General features: G+C 63.1%; 27 protein-coding genes. 12 read left to right on the top strand and 15 right to left on the bottom strand.

Features of this window, described 5'->3' with window-relative positions; all coding sequences use genetic code 11:
- The first annotated feature begins 335 nt into the window (after positions 1-335).
- Positions 336-725: a 50S ribosomal protein L19 gene (rplS, locus tag AC2FNS_RS10865; RefSeq protein WP_496679371.1), complete on the top strand. Its 390-nt coding sequence runs from the start codon at positions 336-338 to the stop codon at positions 723-725.
- Between the two features lie 11 nt (positions 726-736).
- A complete protein-coding gene (rpmE, locus tag AC2FNS_RS10860) occupies positions 737-958 on the top strand; it encodes a 50S ribosomal protein L31 (RefSeq protein ID WP_496679373.1) in 222 nt (73 codons plus the stop codon).
- A gap of 59 nt (positions 959-1,017) precedes the next feature.
- On the opposite strand, the gene AC2FNS_RS10855 is transcribed toward rpmE, so the two are convergent.
- Positions 1,018-1,335, bottom strand: coding sequence for a Dabb family protein (locus tag AC2FNS_RS10855; protein WP_496711198.1), 318 nt, complete (start codon positions 1,333-1,335; stop codon positions 1,018-1,020).
- 188 nt (positions 1,336-1,523) lie between these two features.
- On the opposite strand from AC2FNS_RS10855, the gene AC2FNS_RS10850 reads away from it, so the two are divergent.
- Complete coding sequence (locus AC2FNS_RS10850) at positions 1,524-2,333, top strand: division plane positioning ATPase MipZ (protein ID WP_496679377.1); 810 nt, start codon at positions 1,524-1,526, stop codon at positions 2,331-2,333.
- Here AC2FNS_RS10850 and AC2FNS_RS10845 read toward each other — a convergent pair.
- Together AC2FNS_RS10845 and AC2FNS_RS10840 are read right to left on the bottom strand one after the other, a co-directional pair.
- On the bottom strand, positions 2,330-3,562 hold the full coding sequence (locus AC2FNS_RS10845) for an adenylate/guanylate cyclase domain-containing protein (RefSeq protein WP_496688736.1): 1,233 nt from the start codon (positions 3,560-3,562) through the stop codon (positions 2,330-2,332). The two genes, AC2FNS_RS10850 and AC2FNS_RS10845, sit on opposite strands and share 4 nt — an antisense overlap.
- A 60-nt stretch (positions 3,563-3,622) precedes the next feature.
- On the bottom strand, positions 3,623-4,075 hold the full coding sequence (locus AC2FNS_RS10840) for a MarR family winged helix-turn-helix transcriptional regulator (RefSeq protein WP_496711197.1): 453 nt from the start codon (positions 4,073-4,075) through the stop codon (positions 3,623-3,625).
- A gap of 56 nt (positions 4,076-4,131) precedes the next feature.
- Between AC2FNS_RS10840 and hmgA the strand changes: the two genes are divergently transcribed.
- From hmgA to AC2FNS_RS10805, 7 genes are all read left to right on the top strand, one after another.
- Complete coding sequence (gene hmgA / locus AC2FNS_RS10835) at positions 4,132-5,487, top strand: homogentisate 1,2-dioxygenase (protein ID WP_149776335.1); 1,356 nt, start codon at positions 4,132-4,134, stop codon at positions 5,485-5,487.
- Between the two features lie 42 nt (positions 5,488-5,529).
- Entirely contained in the window at positions 5,530-6,786 is a 1,257-nt protein-coding gene (gene fahA / locus AC2FNS_RS10830; protein WP_496711196.1) for a fumarylacetoacetase, read from the top strand.
- A 10-nt stretch (positions 6,787-6,796) separates the two neighbouring features.
- Positions 6,797-7,747 (top strand): MBL fold metallo-hydrolase, encoded by a 951-nt coding sequence (locus AC2FNS_RS10825; RefSeq protein ID WP_496688732.1) that lies wholly within the window; start codon positions 6,797-6,799, stop codon positions 7,745-7,747.
- Positions 7,748-7,881: 134 nt separating this feature from the next.
- Complete coding sequence (locus tag AC2FNS_RS10820) at positions 7,882-9,492, top strand: FAD-dependent oxidoreductase (RefSeq protein ID WP_496711195.1); 1,611 nt, start codon at positions 7,882-7,884, stop codon at positions 9,490-9,492.
- Between the two features lie 5 nt (positions 9,493-9,497).
- The gene (locus tag AC2FNS_RS10815) at positions 9,498-9,689 is read left to right on the top strand and encodes a DUF2783 domain-containing protein (RefSeq protein ID WP_496711194.1); all 192 of its coding nucleotides are present in this window, start codon (positions 9,498-9,500) and stop codon (positions 9,687-9,689) included.
- Complete coding sequence (gene maiA / locus AC2FNS_RS10810; protein WP_496711193.1) at positions 9,686-10,324, top strand: maleylacetoacetate isomerase; 639 nt, start codon at positions 9,686-9,688, stop codon at positions 10,322-10,324. The genes AC2FNS_RS10815 and maiA overlap by 4 nt, the downstream gene beginning before the upstream one ends.
- A 90-nt stretch (positions 10,325-10,414) precedes the next feature.
- Complete coding sequence (locus tag AC2FNS_RS10805) at positions 10,415-10,756, top strand: DOPA 4,5-dioxygenase family protein (protein WP_496711192.1); 342 nt, start codon at positions 10,415-10,417, stop codon at positions 10,754-10,756.
- Here AC2FNS_RS10805 and AC2FNS_RS10800 read toward each other — a convergent pair.
- The gene (locus tag AC2FNS_RS10800; protein WP_496711191.1) at positions 10,753-12,381 is read right to left on the bottom strand and encodes an acyl-CoA synthetase; all 1,629 of its coding nucleotides are present in this window, start codon (positions 12,379-12,381) and stop codon (positions 10,753-10,755) included. The two genes, AC2FNS_RS10805 and AC2FNS_RS10800, sit on opposite strands and share 4 nt — an antisense overlap.
- A gap of 222 nt (positions 12,382-12,603) precedes the next feature.
- On the opposite strand from AC2FNS_RS10800, the gene AC2FNS_RS10795 reads away from it, so the two are divergent.
- Entirely contained in the window at positions 12,604-13,995 is a 1,392-nt protein-coding gene (locus AC2FNS_RS10795) for an aminotransferase family protein (RefSeq protein ID WP_496688722.1), read from the top strand.
- A gap of 42 nt (positions 13,996-14,037) precedes the next feature.
- Here AC2FNS_RS10795 and AC2FNS_RS10790 read toward each other — a convergent pair whose 3' ends face one another.
- From AC2FNS_RS10790 to AC2FNS_RS10740, 11 genes are all read right to left on the bottom strand, one after another.
- On the bottom strand, positions 14,038-15,150 hold the full coding sequence (locus tag AC2FNS_RS10790; RefSeq protein ID WP_496803844.1) for an alpha-hydroxy acid oxidase: 1,113 nt from the start codon (positions 15,148-15,150) through the stop codon (positions 14,038-14,040).
- Complete coding sequence (comE, locus tag AC2FNS_RS10785) at positions 15,150-15,704, bottom strand: sulfopyruvate decarboxylase subunit beta (protein WP_496803843.1); 555 nt, start codon at positions 15,702-15,704, stop codon at positions 15,150-15,152. Before comE ends, AC2FNS_RS10790 begins: the two co-directional genes overlap by 1 nt.
- Complete coding sequence (gene comD / locus AC2FNS_RS10780) at positions 15,701-16,207, bottom strand: sulfopyruvate decarboxylase subunit alpha (protein ID WP_496679396.1); 507 nt, start codon at positions 16,205-16,207, stop codon at positions 15,701-15,703. Before comD ends, comE begins: the two co-directional genes overlap by 4 nt.
- Positions 16,208-16,256: 49 nt before the next feature.
- Positions 16,257-16,667: a universal stress protein gene (locus AC2FNS_RS10775; protein ID WP_149776325.1), complete on the bottom strand. Its 411-nt coding sequence runs from the start codon at positions 16,665-16,667 to the stop codon at positions 16,257-16,259.
- A gap of 22 nt (positions 16,668-16,689) precedes the next feature.
- The gene (locus AC2FNS_RS10770) at positions 16,690-17,670 is read right to left on the bottom strand and encodes a zinc-dependent alcohol dehydrogenase (RefSeq protein ID WP_496803842.1); all 981 of its coding nucleotides are present in this window, start codon (positions 17,668-17,670) and stop codon (positions 16,690-16,692) included.
- A complete protein-coding gene (locus AC2FNS_RS10765) occupies positions 17,667-18,428 on the bottom strand; it encodes an SDR family NAD(P)-dependent oxidoreductase (protein ID WP_496679401.1) in 762 nt (253 codons plus the stop codon). Before AC2FNS_RS10765 ends, AC2FNS_RS10770 begins: the two co-directional genes overlap by 4 nt.
- Positions 18,421-19,728, bottom strand: coding sequence for a histidinol dehydrogenase (hisD, locus tag AC2FNS_RS10760; protein WP_496803841.1), 1,308 nt, complete (start codon positions 19,726-19,728; stop codon positions 18,421-18,423). The genes AC2FNS_RS10765 and hisD overlap by 8 nt, the downstream gene beginning before the upstream one ends.
- 12 nt (positions 19,729-19,740) lie before the next feature.
- Positions 19,741-21,069 carry a TRAP transporter large permease gene (locus AC2FNS_RS10755; protein ID WP_496679407.1) on the bottom strand — a complete coding sequence of 443 codons (1,329 nt, stop codon included), beginning with the start codon at positions 21,067-21,069 and terminating at the stop codon, positions 19,741-19,743.
- An 11-nt stretch (positions 21,070-21,080) separates the two neighbouring features.
- Positions 21,081-21,593 (bottom strand): TRAP transporter small permease, encoded by a 513-nt coding sequence (locus AC2FNS_RS10750; RefSeq protein ID WP_496679409.1) that lies wholly within the window; start codon positions 21,591-21,593, stop codon positions 21,081-21,083.
- A gap of 97 nt (positions 21,594-21,690) precedes the next feature.
- Positions 21,691-22,836 carry a TRAP transporter substrate-binding protein gene (locus tag AC2FNS_RS10745; RefSeq protein ID WP_170444244.1) on the bottom strand — a complete coding sequence of 382 codons (1,146 nt, stop codon included), beginning with the start codon at positions 22,834-22,836 and terminating at the stop codon, positions 21,691-21,693.
- Between the two features lie 24 nt (positions 22,837-22,860).
- Positions 22,861-23,043, bottom strand: coding sequence for a hypothetical protein (locus AC2FNS_RS10740; RefSeq protein WP_170365134.1), 183 nt, complete (start codon positions 23,041-23,043; stop codon positions 22,861-22,863).
- A 135-nt stretch (positions 23,044-23,178) separates the two neighbouring features.
- Between AC2FNS_RS10740 and AC2FNS_RS10735 the strand changes: the two genes are divergently transcribed.
- On the top strand, positions 23,179-24,204 hold the full coding sequence (locus AC2FNS_RS10735) for a LacI family DNA-binding transcriptional regulator (protein ID WP_496679413.1): 1,026 nt from the start codon (positions 23,179-23,181) through the stop codon (positions 24,202-24,204).
- The last annotated feature ends 11 nt before the right edge of the window (positions 24,205-24,215 follow it).

The following is a 24,215-nucleotide window of genomic DNA, read 5'->3' as shown; positions in this document are numbered from 1 at the left end:
GCCTGAGTGCCCGAATATCGCAACATTTGCGTTCCACGGCGGCGGATTTTCACCGCTGCGCCAGTTAAACCCGGTGAATCGGGCTTGATCTACCTCCGCGAATTGCCTAAACGGGCGCAATCCGGTGGCGCCCTGCGGCGACTCCGGTGTTTTGGTTTGTGTCGCAGGATCGCACCCGGCTTTCTTCGGATCGGGGAAGCTGCACACGAAACCGCACGAAAGGAACAGTCGACCTGATCTCTGGCGGGCTGCGCAAGCGGGACCCGGGGAAGACCAAGAGCTCTCGGGCCGTGCCAACTTCGTGGACCAACCACGAGCAGATAGGAGTACCTGCGATGGACCTGATCGCACAGCTTGAGGCGGAACAGATTGCCGCCCTGGGGAAAGAGATCCCCGATTTCAAAGCCGGTGACACCATCCGTGTCGGCTACAAGGTGACCGAAGGCTCGCGCACCCGCGTGCAAAACTACGAAGGCGTCTGCATCGCGCGCAAGAACGGCAATGGCATTGCCGGTTCGTTCACCGTCCGCAAGATTTCGTTCGGCGAAGGCGTGGAACGCGTGTTCCCGCTGTATTCGACCAATATCGACAGCATCACCGTTGTCCGCCGCGGTCGCGTCCGCCGCGCCAAACTGTACTACCTGCGCTCGCGCCGCGGCAAATCGGCCCGGATCGCAGAGGTCACCAACTACAAGCCCAAGGCTGACGCCGAGGCCGAAGCGTAAGGAGCGGACCCATGAAAAAAGACATCCATCCCGACTACCACATCATCGACGTCAAGATGACCGACGGCACCGTGGTTCAAATGAAATCCACCTGGGGCGCCGAGGGCGACCAGCTGGCCCTGGAAATCGACCCGTCCTCGCACCCGGCTTGGACCGGCGGTTCGTCGCGCTTGATGGACGCGGGCGGCCGTGTGTCGAAATTCAAGAAGAAATACGAAGGTCTGGGCTTCTGATCCCACGCTATCGCGTTTCAAGGCCGTCCCGTCGGGACGGCCTTTTTTGTTTGTGTGGCTCAATTGTCGGGCACGTCCAGATCGAACACGATGATCCCCTCGGCTCCATTCTCGCACAATGCACACAGTTGGCCGCCCAATTGCCGATGCACCGGATGTTCTGCATAGACACGCAGCGCCTCGGCATCGGCAAACCGGATCACGAAGCCGTCGCGCCAGGCCTGCGACTTTCCCTCAAAATCGCGGTTGGGGCCATGTTCGAACCCAAGTGCGCCCTCCAATTCGGCGCACAAATCCGAGAGCCCTTGCACCACATCCCGCCGGGCCTGCTGCGGCGCGTCGGCGCGAAAGGTGAAGAAAACGCAGTGCAGGATCATCGGCCGTCCCTTTCTCTGACGCGCGGGTGGTCGGGTCGTCTTCGGTGGTCCAAGGCGTCCGCCCCCAAATGACAGTGCCTGATCTTGACGCAGGAAGCCGATTCGACCGCTTTCCTTTGGCGCACACACAACATATAGTGGCTGCAAACAACGTGTAGTCAAACACGACGGAACCGGGGAACACTGGCATGGCACATATCATCGTGGTGGGGAACGAAAAGGGCGGCGCAGGCAAATCGACCGTCTCCATGCATGTTGCCACCGCGCTGGCGCGGCTGGGACACAAGGTCAGCACGCTGGATCTGGATCTGCGGCAGCGCAGCCTGGGCCGGTATTTCGAGAACCGGCGCAATTTCATGGCCAACGAGCATCTGGACCTGCCCAGCCCGCGCCACCACGACCTGCCCGAGATCGACGCAAGCAAGCTCAAACCCGGCGAGAATATCTATGACCACCGCCTGTCCGCCGCCGTGGCCGAGCTGGAAAGCGACAGCGATTTTATCCTGATCGACTGCCCCGGGTCACACACAAGGCTTAGCCAGGTGGCCCATTCGCTGGCCGACACGCTGATCACGCCGCTGAACGACAGTTTCATTGATTTCGACCTTCTGGCGCGGATCGACTCGAAGGGCGAAAAGATCCTCGGCCCCTCGGTCTATTCCGAGATGGTGTGGAACGCCCGGCAACTTCGGGCGCAGGCAGGGCTGAAGCCCATAGACTGGGTCGTGGTGCGCAACCGCGTGGGCACCCAGCGCATGGTCAACAAGGAAAAGATGCAGCGCGCCATCGAGATGCTGTCGAAACGGATCGGCTTCCGCGTTGCCTCGGGCTTTTCCGAGCGTGTGATCTTTCGCGAACTGTTCCCGCGTGGGCTGACTCTGCTGGACCTCAAGGATGTCGGGGTGAAACAGCTCAACATCTCGAATATCGCCGCCCGGCAGGAGCTGCGCGACATGATGCGCGAACTGAATTTGCCAGGGGTCGAGATCGATTTCTAAGCCGTCGGCGCGTAGATCGTGAACAGCTCTTTGGGCTCGGGAACGCCGCGCAGCATGTAGCGCCCGACCGAGATCAGTTCCTGTTCGCAGGGCTGAGCGGCGCGGGCAACGTCATCCGAGATCAAGATACGCCGGTCTAGCGACCGGTGCATGCCTGCGATGCGCGCAGCCTGGTTCACTGCTGGTCCGATCACGGTGAAATCCAGCCGGCTTTCAGCGCCGATATTGCCATACAGGATTTCGCCCGAATGCAGGGCAAGGGTGAAATTGGCGATCGGTAAGCCGGCGGCAGCCCGTTCCGCGTTGAGCACCGCAATGCGCTCTTGCAGAACAGTCACAGCGGCCAGCGCGGCGCGGGCGTCCTCGTCAATCTCGCCCACGTCGAACATGGCCATCAGACCGTCGCCCATGAATTTCAGGATATTGCCGCCACAGCCCTGAACGACCTCGACCGCCACGGCCAGATAGTCGTTCAGCATTGCGATGATGTCCGAGCCGGGAAGGCGTTCGGCGAGGCCGGTAAAGCCCTCGAGGTCGAAATTCCAGATCACGGCGTCGATCTGCTGCAACGATCCGCGCCGGATTTCCCCCGACAACACGCGCCGACCCGCATCCCCCCCCAAATAGACGCGCAGCAGATCCTGCGCCATTTTACGGTTCGAGGCCGATTTCAAGGCCAGCCCCAGATGCGGCAGGGCATATCGGATCAGATCCAGGTGAATTTCCTCGAACCCCTCGGCATGGTCCGTCGTCCAGGACATCAGAACGCCCTCGGGCATCTGGTCCAGGGCGATCCGGTTTTCGGGCTCGACCTTCTGCAGAACCAGACCGGATGCAAAGTAATCGGTGGCGCCTTTCTGATGCAACTCGTTCAAAAACGGAAATCGGCTGGGTTCGTTTTGATCTTTCAACCTTTCACGCAGCTCCTTCGCCCCGCTCTGCAGCATCGCGTAGAGTGGGCTTGAAACCCACTGATCAGGCAATTCCTCGCGGTGCTCGTAATTCTCGACGCTGCCCCCTTCGTCACGGTACCAGTTGAAGCCGGTGCCGCCATAAATGGGGTGATAGGCGCTCTGGGCGGCGTGAAACCGCATAAGGGGAACGCCCGCATCCACAAGCCGCAGGCAATAGCCTTCGAGTATTTCCGACTGTTCGGCCCCTTCCAGCCCCCGGTCCAGCAACCATCCAATCAGGTCATCGGCGCGGGCTTTGGGGTCGGTGGATGGCATCTTGGGGCTCCGTCTGGTCTGACCCCTCACTTGGGGGTTGCGGGGCCAGAATACCAGAGGTCAGTCCATCCCGGCCAGCCGCCGCAGCATCATCCGCAACAGCGCCGCCTCGCCCGTGGTGAACATGCCCGCTAGCCGGGCGTCATAGTCGCGGGCGATGTCGCGCAATTCGCGGTACACCGCCAGACCGGCGGGGGTCAGGGTCAGCCGCTCCATCCGGCGGTCGTTTTCGTCGCGGGTGCGCCGCAGGTATCGGCGCTGTTCCAGCTTATGCACCGCGCGGCTGATCTTGGTCTTGTGCATCTTGGCACGTTCCCCGATCTGCTTGGCGGTCATCTCTCCGTAATTGCCCAGGTGGAACAACACGCGCCATTCGGTGCGCAGCATCCCATAGCGGTTCTTGTAGACCTTCTGGAAATCCAACGAGCTTTCCTCGGCCGCCTGGTTGAGCAGGAAGGGCAGGAAATTTCGCAGGTCGAAGTCATCTTTTTCGGAGGAATCTGGCTGTGTCATGGTTGTTAGTTACAAAATCAACTATTATCCGACAAGCAGCAAACGGAGGAACCCCGATGAATCGTCCGACTGACCCGCACGCTCTGACCCAAGCCAGCACGCCCGTTGGCACCCACGCAGGCTATATGCCCGGCTTTGGAAATGACTTTGAAACCGAGGCGCTGCCGGGCGCACTACCGCAGGGCATGAACAGCCCGCAGAAATGCAACTATGGCCTTTACGGCGAACAGCTCAGCGGCACCGCCTTCACCGCCAACCCGCCCGAGCGCACCTGGTGCTATCGCATCCGGCCGTCGGTCAAGCATTCGCACCGCTATGAAAAGATCGACCTGCCGTATTGGAAAAGCGCCCCGAATGTCGATCCGGACGTGATCAGCCTGGGCCAGTACCGCTGGGACGCGGTGCCCCATTCCGACCAACCGCTGACCTGGCTGACTGGCATGCGCACCATGACCACCGCCGGGGACGTGAACACCCAGGTCGGCATGGCCAGCCATATCTATCTGGTCACCGAATCGATGGTGGACGACTATTTCTTCTCGGCCGATTCCGAGCTGCTGGTGGTGCCGCAGGAAGGCCGCCTGCGCTTTGCGACCGAGTTGGGCATCATCGACCTGGAACCCAAGGAGATCGCCATCATCCCGCGCGGACTGGTGTACCGGGTCGAGGTGCTGGAAGGCCCCTGCCGAGGCTTCGTCTGCGAGAACTACGGCCAGAAATTCGAGCTGCCGGGCCGCGGCCCGATCGGCGCCAACTGCATGGCCAATCCGCGTGACTTCAAGGCACCCGTGGCCGCGTTCGAAGACCGCGAAGTGCCCTCGACCGTGACGATCAAGTGGTGCGGCCAGTTCCACACCACCAAGATCGGCCACAGCCCGCTGGACGTGGTGGCTTGGCACGGCAACTACGCGCCGTACAAATACGACCTGCGCACCTATTGCCCGGTCGGAGCCATCCTGTTCGACCACCCCGATCCGTCAATCTTTACCGTGCTGACCGCGCCTTCGGGCGTACCGGGCACGGCCAATATCGATTTCGTCCTGTTCCGCGAACGCTGGATGGTGATGGAGGACACGTTCCGCCCGCCGTGGTACCACAAGAACATCATGTCCGAGCTGATGGGCAATATCTATGGCCAGTACGACGCCAAGCCGCAGGGCTTCGTGCCGGGCGGCATGAGCCTGCACAACATGATGATCCCGCATGGGCCCGACAAGGAAGCCTTTGAAAAGGCGTCCAACGCCAATCTGGGGCCGGACAAGTTGGACAACACCATGTCCTTCATGTTCGAGACCCGCTTCCCGCAGCACCTGACCGCCTTTGCCGCGAACGAGGCGCCGCTGCAGGATGACTACATCGATTGCTGGACGGACCTGGAAAAGAAATTCGACGGCACGCCCGGCAAGAAATGACACCGGTGGCCCCACGGCCACCGCACCGCACAAGGAAACGCAATGCCTTTGATGAAATCTTGGGTGGCCTCGGCCAATGACGCGAACCACCCTTTTCCGCTGAACAACCTGCCTTATGGCGTCTTTTCGACCGCAGGGTCCGAGCCGCGCTGCGGTGTGGCCATCGGGGACATGATCCTTGACGTGTCCGCCGCCGAGGCCGAAGGGCTGATTACGCTGGGCGACGAGCCGCTGTTCGACCTGCCCTTCTGGAACCCGCTAATGGAACAGGGGCCGGCCGTCTGGGCCGCGCTGCGCGAGCGGCTGACTGCCATGCTGGCGAAGGGGTCGAAAGAACAGGACAAGGTCGAACCGCTGCTGGCTCCGCAAGCCGAGGCCCAACTGCACATGCCCTTTGCCGTCAGCGAATACACCGATTTCTACGCGGGCAAGCACCACGCCACCAACGTCGGCACCATGTTCCGCGGCCCGGAAAACGCGCTGCCGCCCAACTGGCTGCACATCCCCATCGGCTACAACGGCCGGGCCTCGTCGGTGGTGGTCTCGGGCACCGATATCCGCCGCCCGTGGGGACAGCTGAAATCGCCCGATCACGACCGCCCCGCCTTCCTGCCCAGCCGTCGTTTCGACATCGAGCTGGAGATGGGCGCCATCGTCGGCACCCCGTCCGACGGGCCTATCACGGTGCAGGAGGCCGACGATCACATCTTCGGCTATGTCCTGCTGAACGACTGGTCGGCGCGCGACATCCAAGCGTGGGAGTACCAGCCGCTTGGCCCGTTCCAGGCCAAGGCCACCGCCACCTCGATTTCGCCCTGGATCGTGACCAAGGCCGCGCTGGACCCCTTCCGCTGCGACACGCCCGCACGCGAGGTCGAACTGCTGGATCACCTCAAGGATTGTGGCCCGATGCTCTATGACATCGAGCTGGAGGTGACGATGGCGCCCGAGGGCAAACCGGCGACCACCATCGCCCGCACCAACTACAAGGAAATGTATTATTCCTCGGCGCAGCAACTGGCGCACCACACCACTTCGGGCTGCCCGATGAACGTGGGCGACCTGCTCGGCTCGGGCACCATCTCGGGGCCGACGAAGGACAGCCGCGGCTCATTGCTGGAACTCAGCTGGGGCGGCAAGGAGCCGATCACGCTGGAGACCGGAGAAACCCGCAGCTTCATCGAGGACGGCGACACGCTGACCCTCAAAGGCGCCGCCCGGGGCGACGGCTACACGATCGGCTTCGGCGACTGCACCGGCACGGTGCTGCCCGCCCTTGAAGACCCATACGCACGATAAGGAGCGCCACATGGCCAAGGCATTCGCGTCCCAGGGGGACATGACCGAAAAGAAAATCTCGTTCACCGAGGTGGGTGAAGGTCTGTACGCCTTCACCGCCGAGGGCGACCCGAACTCGGGCGTGATCATCGGCGATGACAGCGTGATGGTGGTCGAGGCCCAGGCCACGCCGCGCCTGGCGCAGAAGGTGATCGACTGCATCCGGTCCGTAACCGACAAGCCGATCACCCATGTGGCGCTGACCCATTACCACGCGGTCCGCGTGCTGGGCGCCAGCGCCTTCGGCGCGCAACAGATCATCATGTCGGACATGGCCCGCGCCATGGTCGTCGAGCGCGGTCAAGAGGACTGGGACAGCGAGTTCCAGCGCTTTCCGCGCCTGTTCGAAGGGCATGAAAGCATCCCCGGCCTGACCTGGCCCACCACCACGTTCAGCGATACGATGACGGTCTATCTGGGCAACCGCCGGGTCGATCTGATGCATCTGGGGCGGGCGCATACGGCCGGCGACATCGTGATCCACGTGCCCGACCAGAACGTGATGTTCACCGGCGACATCGTCGAATATCACTCGGCCTGCTATTGCGGCGACGGGCATTTCGGCGACTGGGGCGACACGCTGGATCAGATCCAGTGGTTCGACGTGGATGCCATCGCGCCGGGGCGCGGCGATGCGCTGGTCGGCAAGGAAATGGTGAATGCCGCCATCGAGAACACCCGCGACTTCGTCGAAAGCACCTATCGCCCGGCGGCAAAGGTGGCCGCGCGCGGCGGCAGCCTGAAAGAGGCCTGGGACGCAGTGCGGGCGGAGTGCGATCCGAAATTCTCGGACTATGCCATCTACGAGCACTGCCTGCCCTTCAACGTGGCCCGTGCCTATGACGAGGCGCGCGGCATCGACACCCCGCGCATCTGGACCGCCCAGCGCGATCTGGAGATGTGGGAGGCCCTGCAGGGCTAAGAAATGGCCCGGCGACTTGATCCAGATCGTGTCGCCGGCCTGAAAACGATGCAACCATGGAGGAGAGCCATCGGCGCCCCGCGCCGGTGGGCGGAGGTTGTGCGCCCGGCGCACAGAACTTGGGGAGAGAGCCCATGAACAAGATTTTTGAACAGCCGCTCTATGCCTATGCCCGCAGCCCCGATCAGGATGCCCCCACCCCGGTGCGGCATCAGGTGATCGTGATCGGCGCGGGCCCGGTCGGGCTGGCTGCCGCCATCGATCTGGCCCAGCAGGGCGTCGAGGTGGTGGTGCTGGACGACAACGACAAGGTCAGTTTCGGCAGCCGCGCAATCTGTTTCGCCCAGCGCACGCTGGAAATCGCCGACCGGCTGGGTTGCGCCCGCCCGATGGTGGACAAGGGCGTGCTGTGGAACACGGGCAGGGTGTTTTTCGACGACCGCAAGGTCTATGAATTCAACCTGCAGCCCGATGAGGGCTATGCCCATCCGGCCTTCATCAACCTTCAGCAATACTACTTTGAGCAGTTCATGGTCGAACGGGTCCGCGAGTTACAGGCCCAGGGCGTACCGATCGAGATCCGTGGCCGCAACAAGGTCGAGGCGATCGGCACCCATGACGACCACGTCAAGCTCGAGGTGGAAACGCCCGAGGGGTCGTACACCGTCGAGGCGGACTGGCTGATCGCCTGTGACGGGGCAAACTCACCCACCCGCCGGATGCTGGGGCTGGATTTCGTGGGCCGCGTGTTCGAGGACAACTTCCTGATCGCCGATGTGGTCATGGAGGCCGATTTCCCGTCCGAGCGCTGGTTCTGGTTCGACCCGCCCTTCAACCGCGGCCAGTCGGCGCTGCTGCACAAACAGCCCGACAACGTCTGGCGCATCGACCTGCAACTGGGCTGGGACATCGACAAGGAACGGGAAAAGCGCCCCGAAAACGTGATCCCGCGCCTCAAGGCGATGCTGGGCGAGGACGTCCAGTTCGAGCTGGAATGGGTCAGCATCTATACCTTCCAGTGCCGCCGGATGGAGAAATTCCGCCACGGCCGCGTCCTGTTTGCTGGCGACAGCGCCCATCAGGTCAGCCCCTTCGGCGCGCGTGGGGCCAATTCGGGCCTGCAGGACACCGACAACCTGTGTTGGAAGCTGAAGATGGTCCTTGACGGCACCGCGCCCGACAGACTGCTGGATAGCTATGATGTCGAGCGCATCCATGGCGCGGACGAGAACATCCTGAACTCGACCCGCTCGACCGATTTCATCACGCCGAAATCGGAAATGTCGCGCATCCTGCGCGACGCAGTTCTGGACCTGAGCGAACATTACGAGTTCGCCCGCCCGCTGGTGAATTCCGGCCGGCTGAGCGTGCCCTGCACTTATGACGGCTCGCCGCTGAATTCGGCCGATGCGCTGAATGGTCCGGCCGAAACGCGCCCCGGCTCGCCCTGCCCCGATGCTCCGCTGGGGGATGCGTTCCTGTTGCCCAAGCTGGCGGGCAAGTTCACCCTGTTGACCATCGACGCCGACGCCCCAGACAGGATCGAGGAAGAGGGCGTGATGGTCGAGCGGCTGGCGCTGTCGGTCAAGGATGACCGGACGCTGGCGCTGAAGCGGCGGTATCTGGGCGACGCGGCAGGCGCGGTCTATCTGATCCGGCCCGACCAGCATGTGGCGGCGCGGCGCGACAGCTATGAAGAAAACGCGTTCCGGCAGGCGATCCGCCGGGCCATCGGCAAGGAGTAGGCACAATGGATGAACTGATCCTCACCCCGAATATCGACGGCGCGGATGATTTCTATGCCGATCTGCTGGCCGCGCACGACGGTCTGGACAAGGCCGAAAGCGATGCGCTGAATGCGCGGCTGGTGCTGGTGCTGGCCAATCACATCGGTGACCGGACCATCCTGAAACAGGCAATCAACGCGGCCAAAGCCCGATGAGCGACGTCGTCCTGTATGACTACTGGCGGTCCTCGGCCAGCTACCGGGTGCGCATCGCGTTGAACCTGGCCGGGATCGCCTATCGCGCGCAGACCGTCGATCTGGTCAAGGGCGAGCAGACCGCGCCCGCGCATCTGGCCCGAAACCCGCAGGGCTTTGTGCCGGTGCTCGAAATCGACGGCGTGCAGCTGACCCAGTCGCTGGCCATTCTGGACTATCTCGACCGGACGCGGGCCTTGAACCTGCTGCCGGACAAACCGGTTGCGCGGGCCAAGGCGCAGGCGCTGGCCCATGCCATTGCGGTGGATCTGCACCCGGTCTGCAACCTGAAGGTCGCCCGCCACGCCACGCAGTTGAGCGGCGGACGGGGCGACATGCCCGGCGACTGGATGCGCCATTTCATCCGCCCCGGCCTGATGGCCTTTGAGGCGATGCTGGCCGAGTTCGAACAAGCCCCCTATTGCACGGGACCGGCGCCCGGGCTGGCCGATCTGTGCCTGATCCCGCAGATGTACAACGCCCGGCGCTGGCAGGTCGATCTGTCGGACATGCCGCGCATTCTGGCGGTCGAGGCGACCTGTGCCGACCACCCCGCCTTTGCAGCGGCCCACCCGGACGCCCACGCGCCAGGCTGAGCCGCGCACAGGGTCTGTGTGCCGATGCGTCTGTGCACCGGCGCCGATCGGGCCTAGCCTTGTGCCGGAAATCACCGCACGAGACCCCCGATGCCACAGATCACCGGCTATCACGCCCATGTCTATTTCGACGCCGAAACGCAGGACACCGCCCGCCGTGTCTGCGAGGAGGCTGCACGCCTGTTCCCCGCCCAGATGGGCCACATGCACAGCCGCAATGTCGGCCCCCACCCGCGCTGGAGCTGCCAGTTGAGCTTTGCCGCCGATTCCTTCGACAAGGTGATCCCGTGGCTGATGCTGAACCGGCAGGGGCTGACCGTGTTCACCCACCCCGAAACCGGCGAGCACCTGCCCGACCATCGCGACCGGGCGATCTGGATGGGCGAGATGCTGGACCTGGACCTGTCGATCTTTGACCGGCTGGGCGCCTAGCCAAGCGCCCGCGCCTGTTCCCTGAGCTTGAATTTCTGGATCTTGCCCGTCGATGTCTTTGGCAAGGCGCCGAACACCACCGTCTTGGGTGCCTTGAAATGGGCCATGTGGTCGCGGCAAAACGCGATCAGATCGGCCTCGGTCGCCTCGGCGTCCGGCTTCAGTTCGACAAAAGCGCAAGGCGTCTCGCCCCATTTCTCGTCCGGTTTGGCGACCACGGCGGCCTCCATCACGGCGGGGTGCTTGTAGAGGATATCCTCGACCTCGACCGACGAGATGTTTTCGCCCCCCGAAATGATGATGTCCTTTGACCGGTCCTTCAGCGCGATATAGCCGTCGGGATGCATCACCCCCAGATCGCCCGAGGCGAACCAGCCGCCGCGAAAGGCTTTCTGCGTGGCCTCGGGGTTCTTGAGATACCCTTTCATCACGATGTTGCCCTGCATGAAGATCTCGCCCATGGTCTCGCCATCGGCCGGCACCGGTTCGAGCGTTTCCGGATCGGCCACCATCAGCCCGGACAGGGCGACGTATTTCACCCCCTGCCGCACCTTGAGCGCGGCGCGTTCCTCGGCGGGCTTGTCATTCCATTCGTCCTTCCACGCGCAGACGACCGACGGCCCGTAGGTCTCGGTCAGGCCATAGACATGGGTGACCTCGATGCCCATCCCCTCCATCGCGGCGATCACCGCGGCGGGGGGCGGGGCGCCTGCGGTCATCACCTTGATCTCATGATCGAAGTCCTTGAGGTGATCGGGCGCGTTGGCCAGCATGTTCAGAACGATGGGCGCGCCGCAGAAGTGCGTGACCTTCTCGTCCCGGAAGGCCTTGTAGATCGGCTCATCCCGCACGGCACGTAGGCACACGGACGTGCCCGCATTCGCGGCCATGGTCCAGGGGAAACACCAGCCGTTGCAGTGGAACATCGGCAGCGTCCACAGATAGACCGAATGCTGCGGCATACCCCATGTCAGGATGTTCGACGTGGCATTCAGCGCCGCGCCACGGTGGTGATATACGACACCCTTGGGGTTGCCAGTGGTGCCCGAGGTATAGTTCAGCGTGATAGCGTCCCACTCGTCCTGCGGCAGCGACCAGTCGAATTCCGGGTCGCCCTCGGCCAGTAGGGCGTCATAGGTCAGCGCGCCCAGTTTTTCACCACCATCGAAACTCGGATCCTCGATGTCGATGACCAGAATGTCGTGATCAACCTGCTCCAGCGCCTGCTTCACCACGCCCGAGAATTCGGGATCGACCAGCAGCACCTTGGATTCGGCGTGGTTCAGGATGAAGGCGATGATCGGTGCGTCCAGCCTTGTGTTGATCGCGTTCAACACCGCGCCTGCCATTGGCACGCCGAAATGGGCCTCGTACATTTCGGGGATGTTGGCGGCGATGATCGATACCGTATCGCCCGTGCCCACCCCACCCGCGGCCAGCGCGCTGGCCAACCGGCGGCAACGCGCATAGGTCTGCGCCCAGCTGTAGCGTCGGTCGCCATAAACCACGGCCGGATAGTCAGGGTAAACGGCTGCCGTCCGCTCGATATAGCTGAGCGGGGACAGGGCCGTGAAATTGGCCCGGCACTTGTCCAGATCGCGCTGATAGATGTTGTGGGTCGCCATCCGCCTCTCCTCCCCAAATCGTCGGATTTTTCGTATTGAGCACAAAGGTTGCCGCAAAACAAACCCGTAAAACTACGTGCGGCGAATATACTGGAGCTACGCGATCGGGTAATCTGGCCCTACTGCGTACCGGGCTTTCGGGCTGATCTGCGGTATCTGGTTCATCCGCGCCCGCCGGGTCTCGTGATTCCTGCGCGTCGCATCTTAGTGAAAGGACATGTCATGGACGGCACGTTCAACGAAAACGATCTTTCCCGCGTGGTCGAGGCCGACCGCGCCCATATCTGGCACCACCTGATCCAGCACAAGCCGTTTGAGACGAACGATCCGCGCATTATCGTCGAAGGCAAGGGCATGCGCGTCTGGGATCAAAAGGGCAAGGAACACCTGGATGCCGTCTCGGGCGGTGTCTGGACAGTGAACGTTGGCTATGGCCGCGAATCCATCTGCAAGGCCGTCTACGACCAGTTGATGAAGCTGTGCTATTTCGCCCAGTCGGCGGGCTCGATCCCTGGCGCGATCTTTGCCGAGAAGCTGATCGAGAAGATGCCGGGCATGAGCCGGGTCTACTACACCAATTCGGGGTCCGAGGCGAACGAGAAGGCCTTCAAGATGGTCCGCCAGATCGCGCACAAGAAATACGGCGGCAAGAAGACCAAGATCCTGTATCGCGACCGCGACTATCACGGCTCGACCTTGGCCGCGATGTCGGCGGGCGGCCAGGACGAGCGCAATGCGCAATACGGCCCCTTCGCGCCAGATTTCGTACGCGTTCCGCACTGCATGGAATACCGCAAGCACGAACTGGACGGCGCACCTGACGAGAACTTTGGCGAATGGGCCGCCGATCAGATCGAAGCCGTAATCCTGCGCGAAGGCCCCGACACCGTGGGCGCGCTGTGCCTTGAGCCGGTAACCGCCGGCGGCGGCGTGATCGAAGCGCCCGAGGGCTATTGGCAGCGCGTGCAGGAGATCTGCAAGAAATACGACATCCTGCTGCATATCGACGAGGTCGTCTGCGGCGTGGGCCGCACCGGCACCTGGTTTGGGTACCAGCAATATGGCGTGAAACCCGATTTCGTGACCATGGCCAAAGGCGTGGCCTCGGGCTATGCGGCGATTGCCTGCATGGTGACCACCGAAGAAGTCTTTGACATGTTCAAGGACAATGCCGACGATCCGATGAACTACTTCCGCGACATCTCGACCTTTGGCGGCTGCACCGCAGGGCCGGCGGCGGCGATCGAGAACATGCGCATCATCGAAGACGAGAACCTGTTGGCCAATTGCGCCGCCATGGGAGATCGCATGATGGGCAACCTGCGGGCGCTGATGGACAAGCACAAGGTCATCGGCGACGTGCGCGGCAAGGGCCTGTTCCTGGGGGCCGAACTGGTGGCGGATCGTGCGACCAAGGAACCGGTGAACGAGAAACTGGCCCAGGCGGTCGTGGCCGACTGCATGGCGCAGGGCGTGATCATCGGCGTCACCAACCGCTCGGTGCCGGGCAAGAACAACACGCTGTGCTTCTCGCCCGCGCTGATCGCAACGGCAGACGACATTGACCAGATCACCGACGCCGTGGATGGCGCGTTGGGTCGCGTCTTCGGCTGACGGCGTTTGACGGCCGACCGGCGCGTTCGGCGCGCCGGTCTTTCACTGGCCCCGGCCACCTCGAAGCCCGCGCAGCGAGGTGACACCGATCTGGGCCATGGCGATGTCCATCTCCTCGGACAGTACCTCCCACAAACGGTGCAGGGCGGCCTCGCCGCCCGCCGCGATGGCGAATTGCAGGACACGCCCAAAGAACAGGAAATCGGCACCAGCCATCAGCGCCTTGAGCGCATCTTCACCCGACCGCAGGCCGCTGTCGTAGAACAGCGGATAGTCTTCGCCGACCGCCGCCCGTATTTGCGGCAGGACCGAGATCGGCGCGGGCGCGCTCTCCAACTGACGGGCGCCGTGGCTCGAGACCTGAATGGCGTCGACACCGGCAGCCTTCAGCGCAACCGCGTCTTCAACATCCAGTACGCCCTTGACCACCAGCTTGCCCGGCCACCGGTCCCGCAACCGCGCCAGCGTGTCCCAATCGGCCTTTGCACGGCTTTCGGTGCGGTCGAACGCGAACCCCTCCATCAGGAAATTCGCCATCTGCGGCTTGCCCTGCAGCAGGGTCGAGATCGACCAGCGCGGATGCAGCGCAAAATCCAGAAACTGCCGTGGCCCGATCCGGAACGGCATGCGGAAGCCGTGGCGCAGTTCGCGCGGGCGGCGGCCGACTTCGGGCACGTCAACCGTAAGGATCAGGGTCTTGTAGCCCGCGGCCTTTGCCCGATCGACCAGCTTGAACGTGCCGCTGCCATCGCCGCTGAAATACAGCTGAAACCAGGCATGGCCCCGGGCCTCTTCGATCAGCACCTCCATCGGTGTCGAGGCCACCGTGGAAACGCCCAACGGCACCCGGTATTGCGCCGCCAGCCGCGCCAGCATCAGGTCGGCGCCCGGTGCGGACAGGTTGCACATGCCCATGGGCGCAATGCCGAAGGGCCTGTTGGCCGGTTGCCCGAACACGCGGGTCGCCAGAGACCGGGTACTGACATCGCGCAGGATTCGGGGCCGCAGGGTCATCGCGTCCAGCGCCGCTCGGGTGCGCCGGGCGCCGGCCTCGGACCCGGCGGCCCCGTCGATATAGTCGAACACCATCCACGGCAGACGCCGCCGGGCCAACCGTCGGGCATCTTCGGCGCTGTGGATGGCGCTTGCGCCCATCAGGCCTGAACGGCCTTCATGAAGCGGTCGCGGATGACGACCGGGTCCATCGTGATCGGCGGCATCTTGGCGTTTCCGCTTTCACATTTGCTGACGATGATGGTCATCTGGCGGGTGTCCAGCGCCTCTTGCAGCACGCGGCCGGTCTCTTCGGCCTGGCATTCGATCACGCGCTCGCAGCCCGCCGCTTCGGCCATCTTGGCCAGCGAGGTCTTCTGCCCCGCATAGGTCGGCTGATCACCGGTCGAGCCGTAGGAGCCGTTGTCGATGATCAGCAGGATATAGTTGTCGGCCACGTTGTTGGCGATAGTCGGCAGGGTCCCCAGATTGGTCAGGATCGAGCCGTCGCCGTCGATGACGATCACCGGTTTTGGCTGGGCCAGCGCCAGCCCCAGACCGATGCTCGAGGCCAGCCCCATCGTGCCCAGCATGTAGAAATTGGTGGGCTGATCGTCGATGGCATGCAGTTCCTGGCTGGGGATGCCGATGTTGCACACGACTAGTTGGTCGCGCAGGATCGGGGCGATTTCCTTCAGGATTTCAGAACGGATCATTGGTCGCCATAGCCTCCCCAGAAATTGGCGTCGGTCAGGATCGCGACGGGCTTGTTGCACATGAAGGTGTATTTCAGGATCGCATCCAGCTCGGCCACGTCTTCCTGATGGTGGAAATGGTAGGTCGGGATGTGCATCTGCGCCAGCAGGGCCTTGGTGTGAACGGCCATCTCGACCTGGCAGGCGATGGGCTCGCGCAGTTCGCCCCGATACGAGATCAGCATCGGCAGCGGCATCCGGTAATACTGGATCAGCGTCGCCAACGTGTTGATCGTGACCCCGATCGCGGTGTTCTGCATGATGATCGCGGGTCGCTTGCCGCCCATCCAGGCCCCGGCGCACAGGCCCATGCCCTCGTCCTCTTTGTTCGAGGGGATGTGGTAGATGGCGTCATGGGCGTCGATCTCGGCGATGACGCCGGCCAGTTGCTTGCACGGCACCGTGGTGACGAACGAGATGTCGTTGGCCACCAGATCTTCGGTGATCTTCTTGTCTATGTTCATGTCCAATCTTCTGTTCCTGGGTTGGGGCGCCGAGGGCGCGATGGACGGGTCAGGCCCTGCGGTGGACGTGGACGGCACATTTTGCATGCCGCACCACGCGCGACGCGGTGGAGCCAAGGAAATAGTCGGTCAGGCCGGGCCGGTGCGAGCCGATGACGACGCAATCGAACCCGTGGTCATTGGCATAGTCGATGATCGTGCGCGCGGTGTGGCCCTTGACCAGTTCGGGCTTTACATCCGGCAGGCCTTTCAGCTTTTCCATCAGGACTTCGCGGGCCCGGGCAAAGCCTTCGGCCACGGCATCCTTGTCCAGATAGACGCTGACCGAGCCCTGAGGCATCTCATAGACATGCAGAGCCACGATCTCGGCGGATCCGCCGCCCAAGGCACGGGCGATCTCGAGCGTTTGCGGCGAAATGCCGTGATCAAGCGCCATGGGGACAAGAATTTTTTTATACATGTTTACCTCCAGTTCCGGGCGGTCAGGCCCACGGGGACAGCACGATTTTCGGAACCGCGACCTCGCCCGAGCGTAGCTGGGCAAAGGCGCGGGCGCCATCGGCCAGATCGCGTTCTTCGATCCAGTCCAGAGGACCCAGTGCGCCGTCAAAAATGGCCTGGGCGGTCTGACGGAAATCCTGCGCGGTATAGGTATAGGTTCCGATGAAGGTGATCTCTTGCAGGGTCATGCGCCGCACGTCCAGCCCACCGGTGTCCTCGCCCAGGCCCACATGCGCGATCACCCCGCCGGGTCGGGCTCGTTCCGATGCCACCGCACGGGTGGCGGCAAAGCCCACGGCGTCGACCACGATCGGGAAATCGCCTTGCGCTTCGGGCACGACCTTGGCGCAATCCAGCCCTTGCAAGAACGTCCGCCGCAGGTCGTTGGGTTCGACCACGGTCACATCCACGACATTCATCGCTCGCAAAGCCAGCGCCGCCGCAAGGCCAATCGCCCCACCCCCGATCACCAGCGCACGACGCTGCATTGCCGGGTGCAGCGCCTCGAGCGCGAGGCGTGCGGCGTGCCAGCTGACGGCCAGCGGCTCGGCCAGGGCGGCCTTGGCAAAGGGAACGTGATCCGGCACCTCAACCAGGTTGCCCCAAGGCATCGAAACATATTGGGCAAAGGCACCTTCGCGCGGGGGCATCGAGATGATCTGACGGTCGGGGCACAGGTTTTCGCGCTCTGCCTTGCAGGCCGGACACTGCCCGCAAGTCAACAGAGGATTGATCGTGACCCGCGTTCCGGCCTTGGGACCGCCGATCACTGTTCCCGCCGCCTCGTGCCCCAGGATCAAGGGCGCCGGGCGGCGCGCATCATGGCCCAGATATGCATGCATGTCGGACCCGCAGATCCCGACGGCCTCGACCCGGATCAGTTGCTCGCCGGGTTGCGGCGCAGCGTCCGGTACGTCACGGTAGGCCAGGTGTTCGACGCCTTCATAGACCAGAGCCTTCATTTCGCCGTGAACCCCCCGTCAACCATCAGGATCTGCCCGGTGACATAGTCAGATGCCTGCGCGCACAGAAAAAGGATCGGCCCGTCGATGTCGTCCATGCGGCCATTGCGACCGATGCAGGTCTGCGCCGCGTTGCGGGCCGCGCGGGCGGTGTCATCGAACACCGCCTTCGTCAGCTCGGTCGGAAAGAAGCCCGGGCCGATGGCGTTGGCGGTGATCCCGTGCGGCGACCAGGCTTCGGCCATGGCGCGGGTCAGCTGGGCGATCCCGCCCTTGCTGGCCCCGTAGGCGATCCCGCCGGGAAAAGCCCGCGTCGTCTGCAGCGAGGCGAAATTCACGATCCGACCCCAACCGCGCGCCTTCATCGCGGGCACCATGGCTTGGCTGAGGAAGAACGGCGCACCAAGGTTCAGGCCCAGCGTCGCGTCCCAGCCTTCCGGCGTGACATCATCAGCGGCCTGTCGCGTGTTCACCCCGGCGGCATGAACCACGATATCCGGCGCGCCGAACGGGGCCGAGATTTGTTCGACCAACGATGGCAAGCCACTTCGGTCGGCTACGTCACCTGCGACCACCGCAGCGCTTGAACCGATCTCGGCCTGCAACTCGGCCAGTGCCTCGGCCCGGCGGGCAACGCCCACCACCCGCGCGCCCGCAGCCGCCAGCACCTGCGCAACGCGCCGGCCCAGACCCGAACTGGCGCCCGTGACGCAGGCCACCCGGCCGGTCAGATTGAACAGGTCGCGGGGGTCATTCATCTGCGGTCAGGTCAAAGTTTTCGTCCGGGAAATACTTGGCCAGACGCACATCGGCGGCGCGGGCGTGGCCCTCCATCCCTTCCAGCCGCGAGATCCGCGCGGTCGCCTCGGCGATGGGTTTCGAGCCCTCGCGCGTGGCCCGCTGCCAGGTGACGATTTTCATGTATTTGTGCACGCTCAGCCCGCCGGTATAGCTGGCCGCGCCCGAGGTGGGCAGGACGTGGTTCGTACCGGTGGCCTTGTCGCCATAGGACACGGTCGTTTCTTCGCCCAGGAACAACGAGCCATAGCAGGTCAGGCGATCCAGCCACCAATCCAGATCCGCGGCCTGCACGGTCAGATGCTCGGGGGCGTAGTCGTCTGAACACGCGGCCATCTCTTCGCGGTCCGCGCACAGGATCACCTCGGCATAGTCGCGCCAGGCGGCGGCAGCGTTGTCGCGGTTCAGCTCGGGCAGATCGGCGATCAGGGTCGGAACCAGATCCATCACCCGGGTCGCCAGATCGCGGTCATCGGTCACCAGCCAGACGGGCGAGTTGTAGCCATGCTCGGCCTGGCTGACCAGGTCGGTGGCGACGACGAAGGGATCGGCCGTGGCATCCGCCAGGATCAGGCTGTCGGTCGGGCCGGCGATCATGTCGATGCCGACCTTGCCGTACAGAATGCGCTTGGCCTCGGCCACGAACTGGTTGCCCGGCCCCACAAGGATGTTGGCGCGCGGCAGCCCGAACAGGCCATAGGCCATGGCGGCCACACCTTGCACGCCCCCCATGGCCAGGATGCTGTCAGCGCCGCTGATATGGGCAGCGTAGACGATCGCCGGGGCCACGCCCTCACCCGGGCGGGGCGGCGAACAGGCGGTGATGTGACGGCACCCCGCCACTTTGGCGGTGGTCACGGTCATGATGGCGCTGGCGATGTGGCTATACCGCCCGCCGGGCACATAGCAGCCCGCCGCATCGACCGGGATGGCCTTTTGACCCGCGATAAAGCCCGGCACGATTTCCAGCTGCACATCCGACACGGTGGCCTTCTGCGCCTCGGCAAAGCGGCGCACGTTGTCCTGGGCAAAGCGGATATCGGCCTTGAGCTTTTCCGGCACCCGGGCGCAGGCGGCGTCGATTTCCTCGGGTGTCATCAGCACGTTGCCCTCGAACTTGTCGAATTTGGCCGCGTATTCCAGCGCCTTGGCGTCTCCGCCGGCCTCGATGTCGGCCAGGATGGTCTTGACCGTGTCATGCACCTCGGACGCGTGGGATTGTGCGGTCAGGGTGGCCTTCTTGAGGTATTCACGCGACATGTTCAGAAGATCCTATTGGTAGATTTCAGGAAGCAAAGTGGTCGACAGCGCCGGAACGTAGGCGATCAGGATGACGACGATCAGCATGGTCAGCACGAAGGGCACGGCGCGGGCTGCGATCTTGAGGATGGATTCACCCGTGATCCCCGACACCACGAACAGGTTCAGCCCCAGCGGCGGCGTGATGAAGCCAACGCCCAGTGCGGTGATCATCATGATGCAGAACTGGATCTCGTTCATGCCGATATTGTCCGCCAGCGGTTTCAGGATCGGGGCAAGGATGACGATATTCGGTGTCGTCTCCATGACGCAGCCGGCCGCGATCAGAATGCCGATCATCAGCAGGATCAGCAGGAAGGGATCCTCGGTCAGCGAGGTCACCGAGGCCACGAAGCCCTGCGGCACGCCCATGATCGCCAACGCCTCGGCGAGCGGGGCCGAGAAAGCGATGATCGGCAGGATCACCCCGTTCACCTTGGCCGAGCTGACCAGCATCGACGGGAAGTCCGCCAGCGTCAGCGTCCGCAGGATGAACCCCATGATGATGGTGACGACAACGGCAGTCGCGCCCGCCTCGGTCGGGGTCAGGCGACCCGAGAAGATGCCATAGAAGATGATGCCCGGCACGATGAAGGCATACCAGCCCGATTTCAACGCCTTGCCCAGATTGGCCAGCCATTCGCCCATGGTCATCATGCCGCCGCCCTCATAGCCATAGAGACGGTTCATGATGATGTTGGTCACGAGGATCGAGATCAGGATCGCCAGCCCCGGGATCAGAGCGGCCAGGAACAGGGTCGAGGCCGAGATGCCCAGCACGAGCCCGATGATGATATAGGCGATCGAGGGCGGGATCAGGATCCCGGTACAGGCCCCCGCCGCCACCAGCGCACAGGCATAGGGGCGCGGATAGCCGCTTTCGACCAGTCTGTTGATCGTCATCCGACCCACTGCCGCCGCCCCCGCCGCGTCAGACCCCGAAATGGCTGCGAACATGCCGCAGACCAGAACCGTGGCCGAACCGAACCCGCCCTTGGCAAAACAGGTCAGCGCCTCGGCCACGTCCAGAAACTTGCGAGACAGCCCAGTGCGCACCAGCACGTCACCGGTCAGGATGAACAGCGGCACCGCAGTCAGGGCAAAGGCGTCGATGCCCGTGAACAGGCTTTCGCCCACAAGGCTCAGCGGCAGGTCGCCCGACATAATCAGCATCACGATCGCGGCCGAGCCGATCGCGGCCCAGACCGGAACCGCCAGCGCGATCAGGCCGACGAACAGGATCACGGGCAGGTAGAAATCCCAGCCCAGTTCGACTGTTTGGTTGAGAGAACTCCACAGCATCCGGTTTCTCCTCAGTCAAACAGCTTATCGCCTTCAAAGACGGGCGTGCCGTCACGAAGGCTTTTGATGTCGTTCATCAACGATTGGATCAGGCGCCAGATCATCAGGGCAAAGCCCATAGGCACCGCCATTAGGAACCAAACCTTCGACACCCGCAGCCCGTCAGTGACCGAGCCGAACTTGGCCGAGACATGCACCGCCTCGTAGGACCAGTAGAGCGCGATGACCGCCACCGCGAACATCACCAGATCACCGAAGATATACAGCACCGCCTTGGGCCGCGGGCCGAGGTAATGCATGATCACGTCGATCCGGATATGGGCGCGTTCCTTGACCGCCGCCGCAGCGCCGACCCAGGCCAGATAGATGAAGGAATAGCGGACGATCTCCTCGCCCCAGATCGAGGAATAGGCGAAGATCTCGCGCCGCAGCACCTCGATCGCCATCGTGATGACGAGCATCACGTAGAACACCAGCAGCAGCCAGCGTTCGGCGTTGCGGTCTATGGTTTTGAGTAACGACATCGCTTCCCTCGGCAAGGCTGGGGGGGATGGGCCTGAAGGATCAGGCCGTGCAGGTCTGGAAAAGGCGGGCGCACGTCCGGCGCCCACCCGGTCCGTATCAGGCGTCGTGGACGTAGTATTTGCCTTGGGTGCCGGCCGCTTCGACCAGCTTTTCGAAGGCGTCCATCGATCCGGCCAACTCGGTCTTGAAGGGGTCCCATTCCGACCGCTGATAACCGCCGGCCTCCTGCCACTCGGCCAGTTGATCGTCGGTCAAAGAATGGAACTCGACCCCGGCCTTGTTCAGCTCGGCCATGGCATAGGCGCGGGCCGAGGGCACCTTGGCAAGGTTCTGATGGCTGGTCATCTCCGAGCCCCACATGATGCCCTCTTGCACATCGGCCGGCATCGAGTTGAACCATTCCAGGTTGCAGGAATAGACCTGGCTGTCCGGCACCGCCTGGGTGAAGGTGACGTGAGACAGAATGTCCTTGAAGCCAAACACATAAAGCGCACCGACCGACGGGTCGAGCGCATCCGCCACACCCTGCTTGATGGCCGAGGGGGTCTCACCCCAGGCAACGGGCGTCGGGTTGGCACCGACCATGCGATAATACTGCTGCAGCATCTTGGACCCGGGCACGCGGAATTTCACGCCGCTCATGTCCGAGGGGGTAATGATGGCATTTCCGCCCTGGCGTACAGCCACAACGCGCGGGTCGATCACGACATAGAACAGCGCCTTAAAGCCTGCGGCCTCGACCTTGGGGTGCACTTCGTTCTTCCAGGTGTCGGAATGCACCAGATTGGTGAACCGCTGATTCGAGCCGCACAGATACGGCATGTTGATCAGGTCCACGGTCGAAGCGAAGGGTGCGAAGTTCGACAGCGAATGCTGCGCGGCCTGGATGGTTCCGCCCTGCACCTTCTGCACCAACGCGCCGCCCGCGCCCAGCTGCCCGCCCGGGGCCAGCTTGACATAGACTTTGCCGTTGGTTGCGTTCTGGATGTTCTCCTTCAGATCCAGCTGCATGATCGGATAGCTGCGCGAGGCGCCCAAAACATAGGCCGTGGCCACCGTCATCACATGCTCGGCAGCTTGTTCGCGCTCCTTTTCCTCCTTCGCGGTCTGCGCCGCAGCCTCGGATGACCACAACACGCCGCTTGCGCCCGCCACCAGTGCGGCCGTGAACGCGCCACTGGCACTGAGTTTCAGGAAATTGCGGCGTTCAGCTGACGCCAGTTCCATTTGATCTTTGTTCATTGATTGCCCTCCCATTGGAAAAATTCAGCCGCCGTTCTCCTCGCGTTCGGCCTCTTTTTTCAGAATTGCGACAACGAACAGGATCGACGCCGCGAACAGAACCAACATCTCACCCACATCCCCAAGAAACGCGCGGCCTGCAAACGCACCCAGCGCCACGTTCGCGAAATAGACGACGAAGACGATGGCGGATGCGGCAAGAAACATGTTCGGGACCTAGAATGGAATCGGCTCTGGCTACATTTGTAAGCGCTTACATGAAAAATGCAAGCGTTTACATTTCGACTTTCAACCCCAAATGGAACCGGATAGAATTGAATAAAACGAAGATCAGGTTCGGAAATGCCAAAGCAGAAAGCCGCCCCGACATTGGATGACGTTGCCAGAAAGGCGGGCGTTTCCACGGCTACGGTTTCGCGTTGCATCAACACCCCGGACAGGGTGGTCGAAGCGACCCGCAAACGCGTGCAGTCGGCGATCGAGGCCCTAGGCTATACACCGAATTTCGCGGCTCGGGTCATGGCAGCCAAGCGCACGTTTACCATCGGCGCGATCATCCCGACGATGGAAAACGCCATCTTTGCGCGCGGTCTGCAGGCCTTTCAGGAAGAGCTGCACCAACATGGATACACGCTTCTGGTGTCAAGTTCGGCCTACAAACCGGCAACCGAAGAAGAGCAGATCCGAACTCTGGTCGCCCGCGGCGCCGATGGCCTGCTGCTGATCGGTCACGACCGGGCGCCGCACATTTACGAATTCCTTCAACGCCGCGATATTCCGGCGCTGGTTGCGTGGTCGTTTTCCCCGGACGGGCGTCTGCCCTCCATCGGTTTCGACAACCGGGCGGCCATGTACGAGCTGGCGAAAAGGGTCCTCGACCTCGGGCACATTCGGCTTGCGGTGATATCCGGCATCACTCACGGCAACGACCGCGCGCGCCTTCGACTGGACGGGGTGCGCGACGCTGTTCGGCAGCACGGGCTTGACCCGCAGGTGCTTCAGGTCATCGAGACCCCGTACGAGATCGAAAACGGCGCCGAAGCGTTCGCGGATCTCATGTCGCAAGACATGCCACCGACTGCTGTCATGTGCGGCAACGATGTTCTGGCCGCTGGCGCCATGCTCAGGGCTCAGGATATGGGGCTGAAAGTGCCGCAGGATGTCTCGATCACCGGGTTCGATGACATCGAACTGGCCCGGATCCTGCGCCCGGCGCTGACGACCGTGCATGTGCCGCATCGGGAAATGGGTGGAAAGGCCGCCAAGGCATTGATCGAAATGGTTGAAAAAAGGGCCCCCGCTGCCGGTGAACACCTGTACACGCATATCGTCAAACGGCAGTCCCTGGGTCCTGCCAACTCGGTGTGATCCGTGTGACT

The organism is Ruegeria sp. BHSA191 (genome assembly GCF_059613325.1).
Note: the sequence above shows the minus strand (reverse complement) of the source record. Positions and strands in the feature narration are given on the sequence as shown.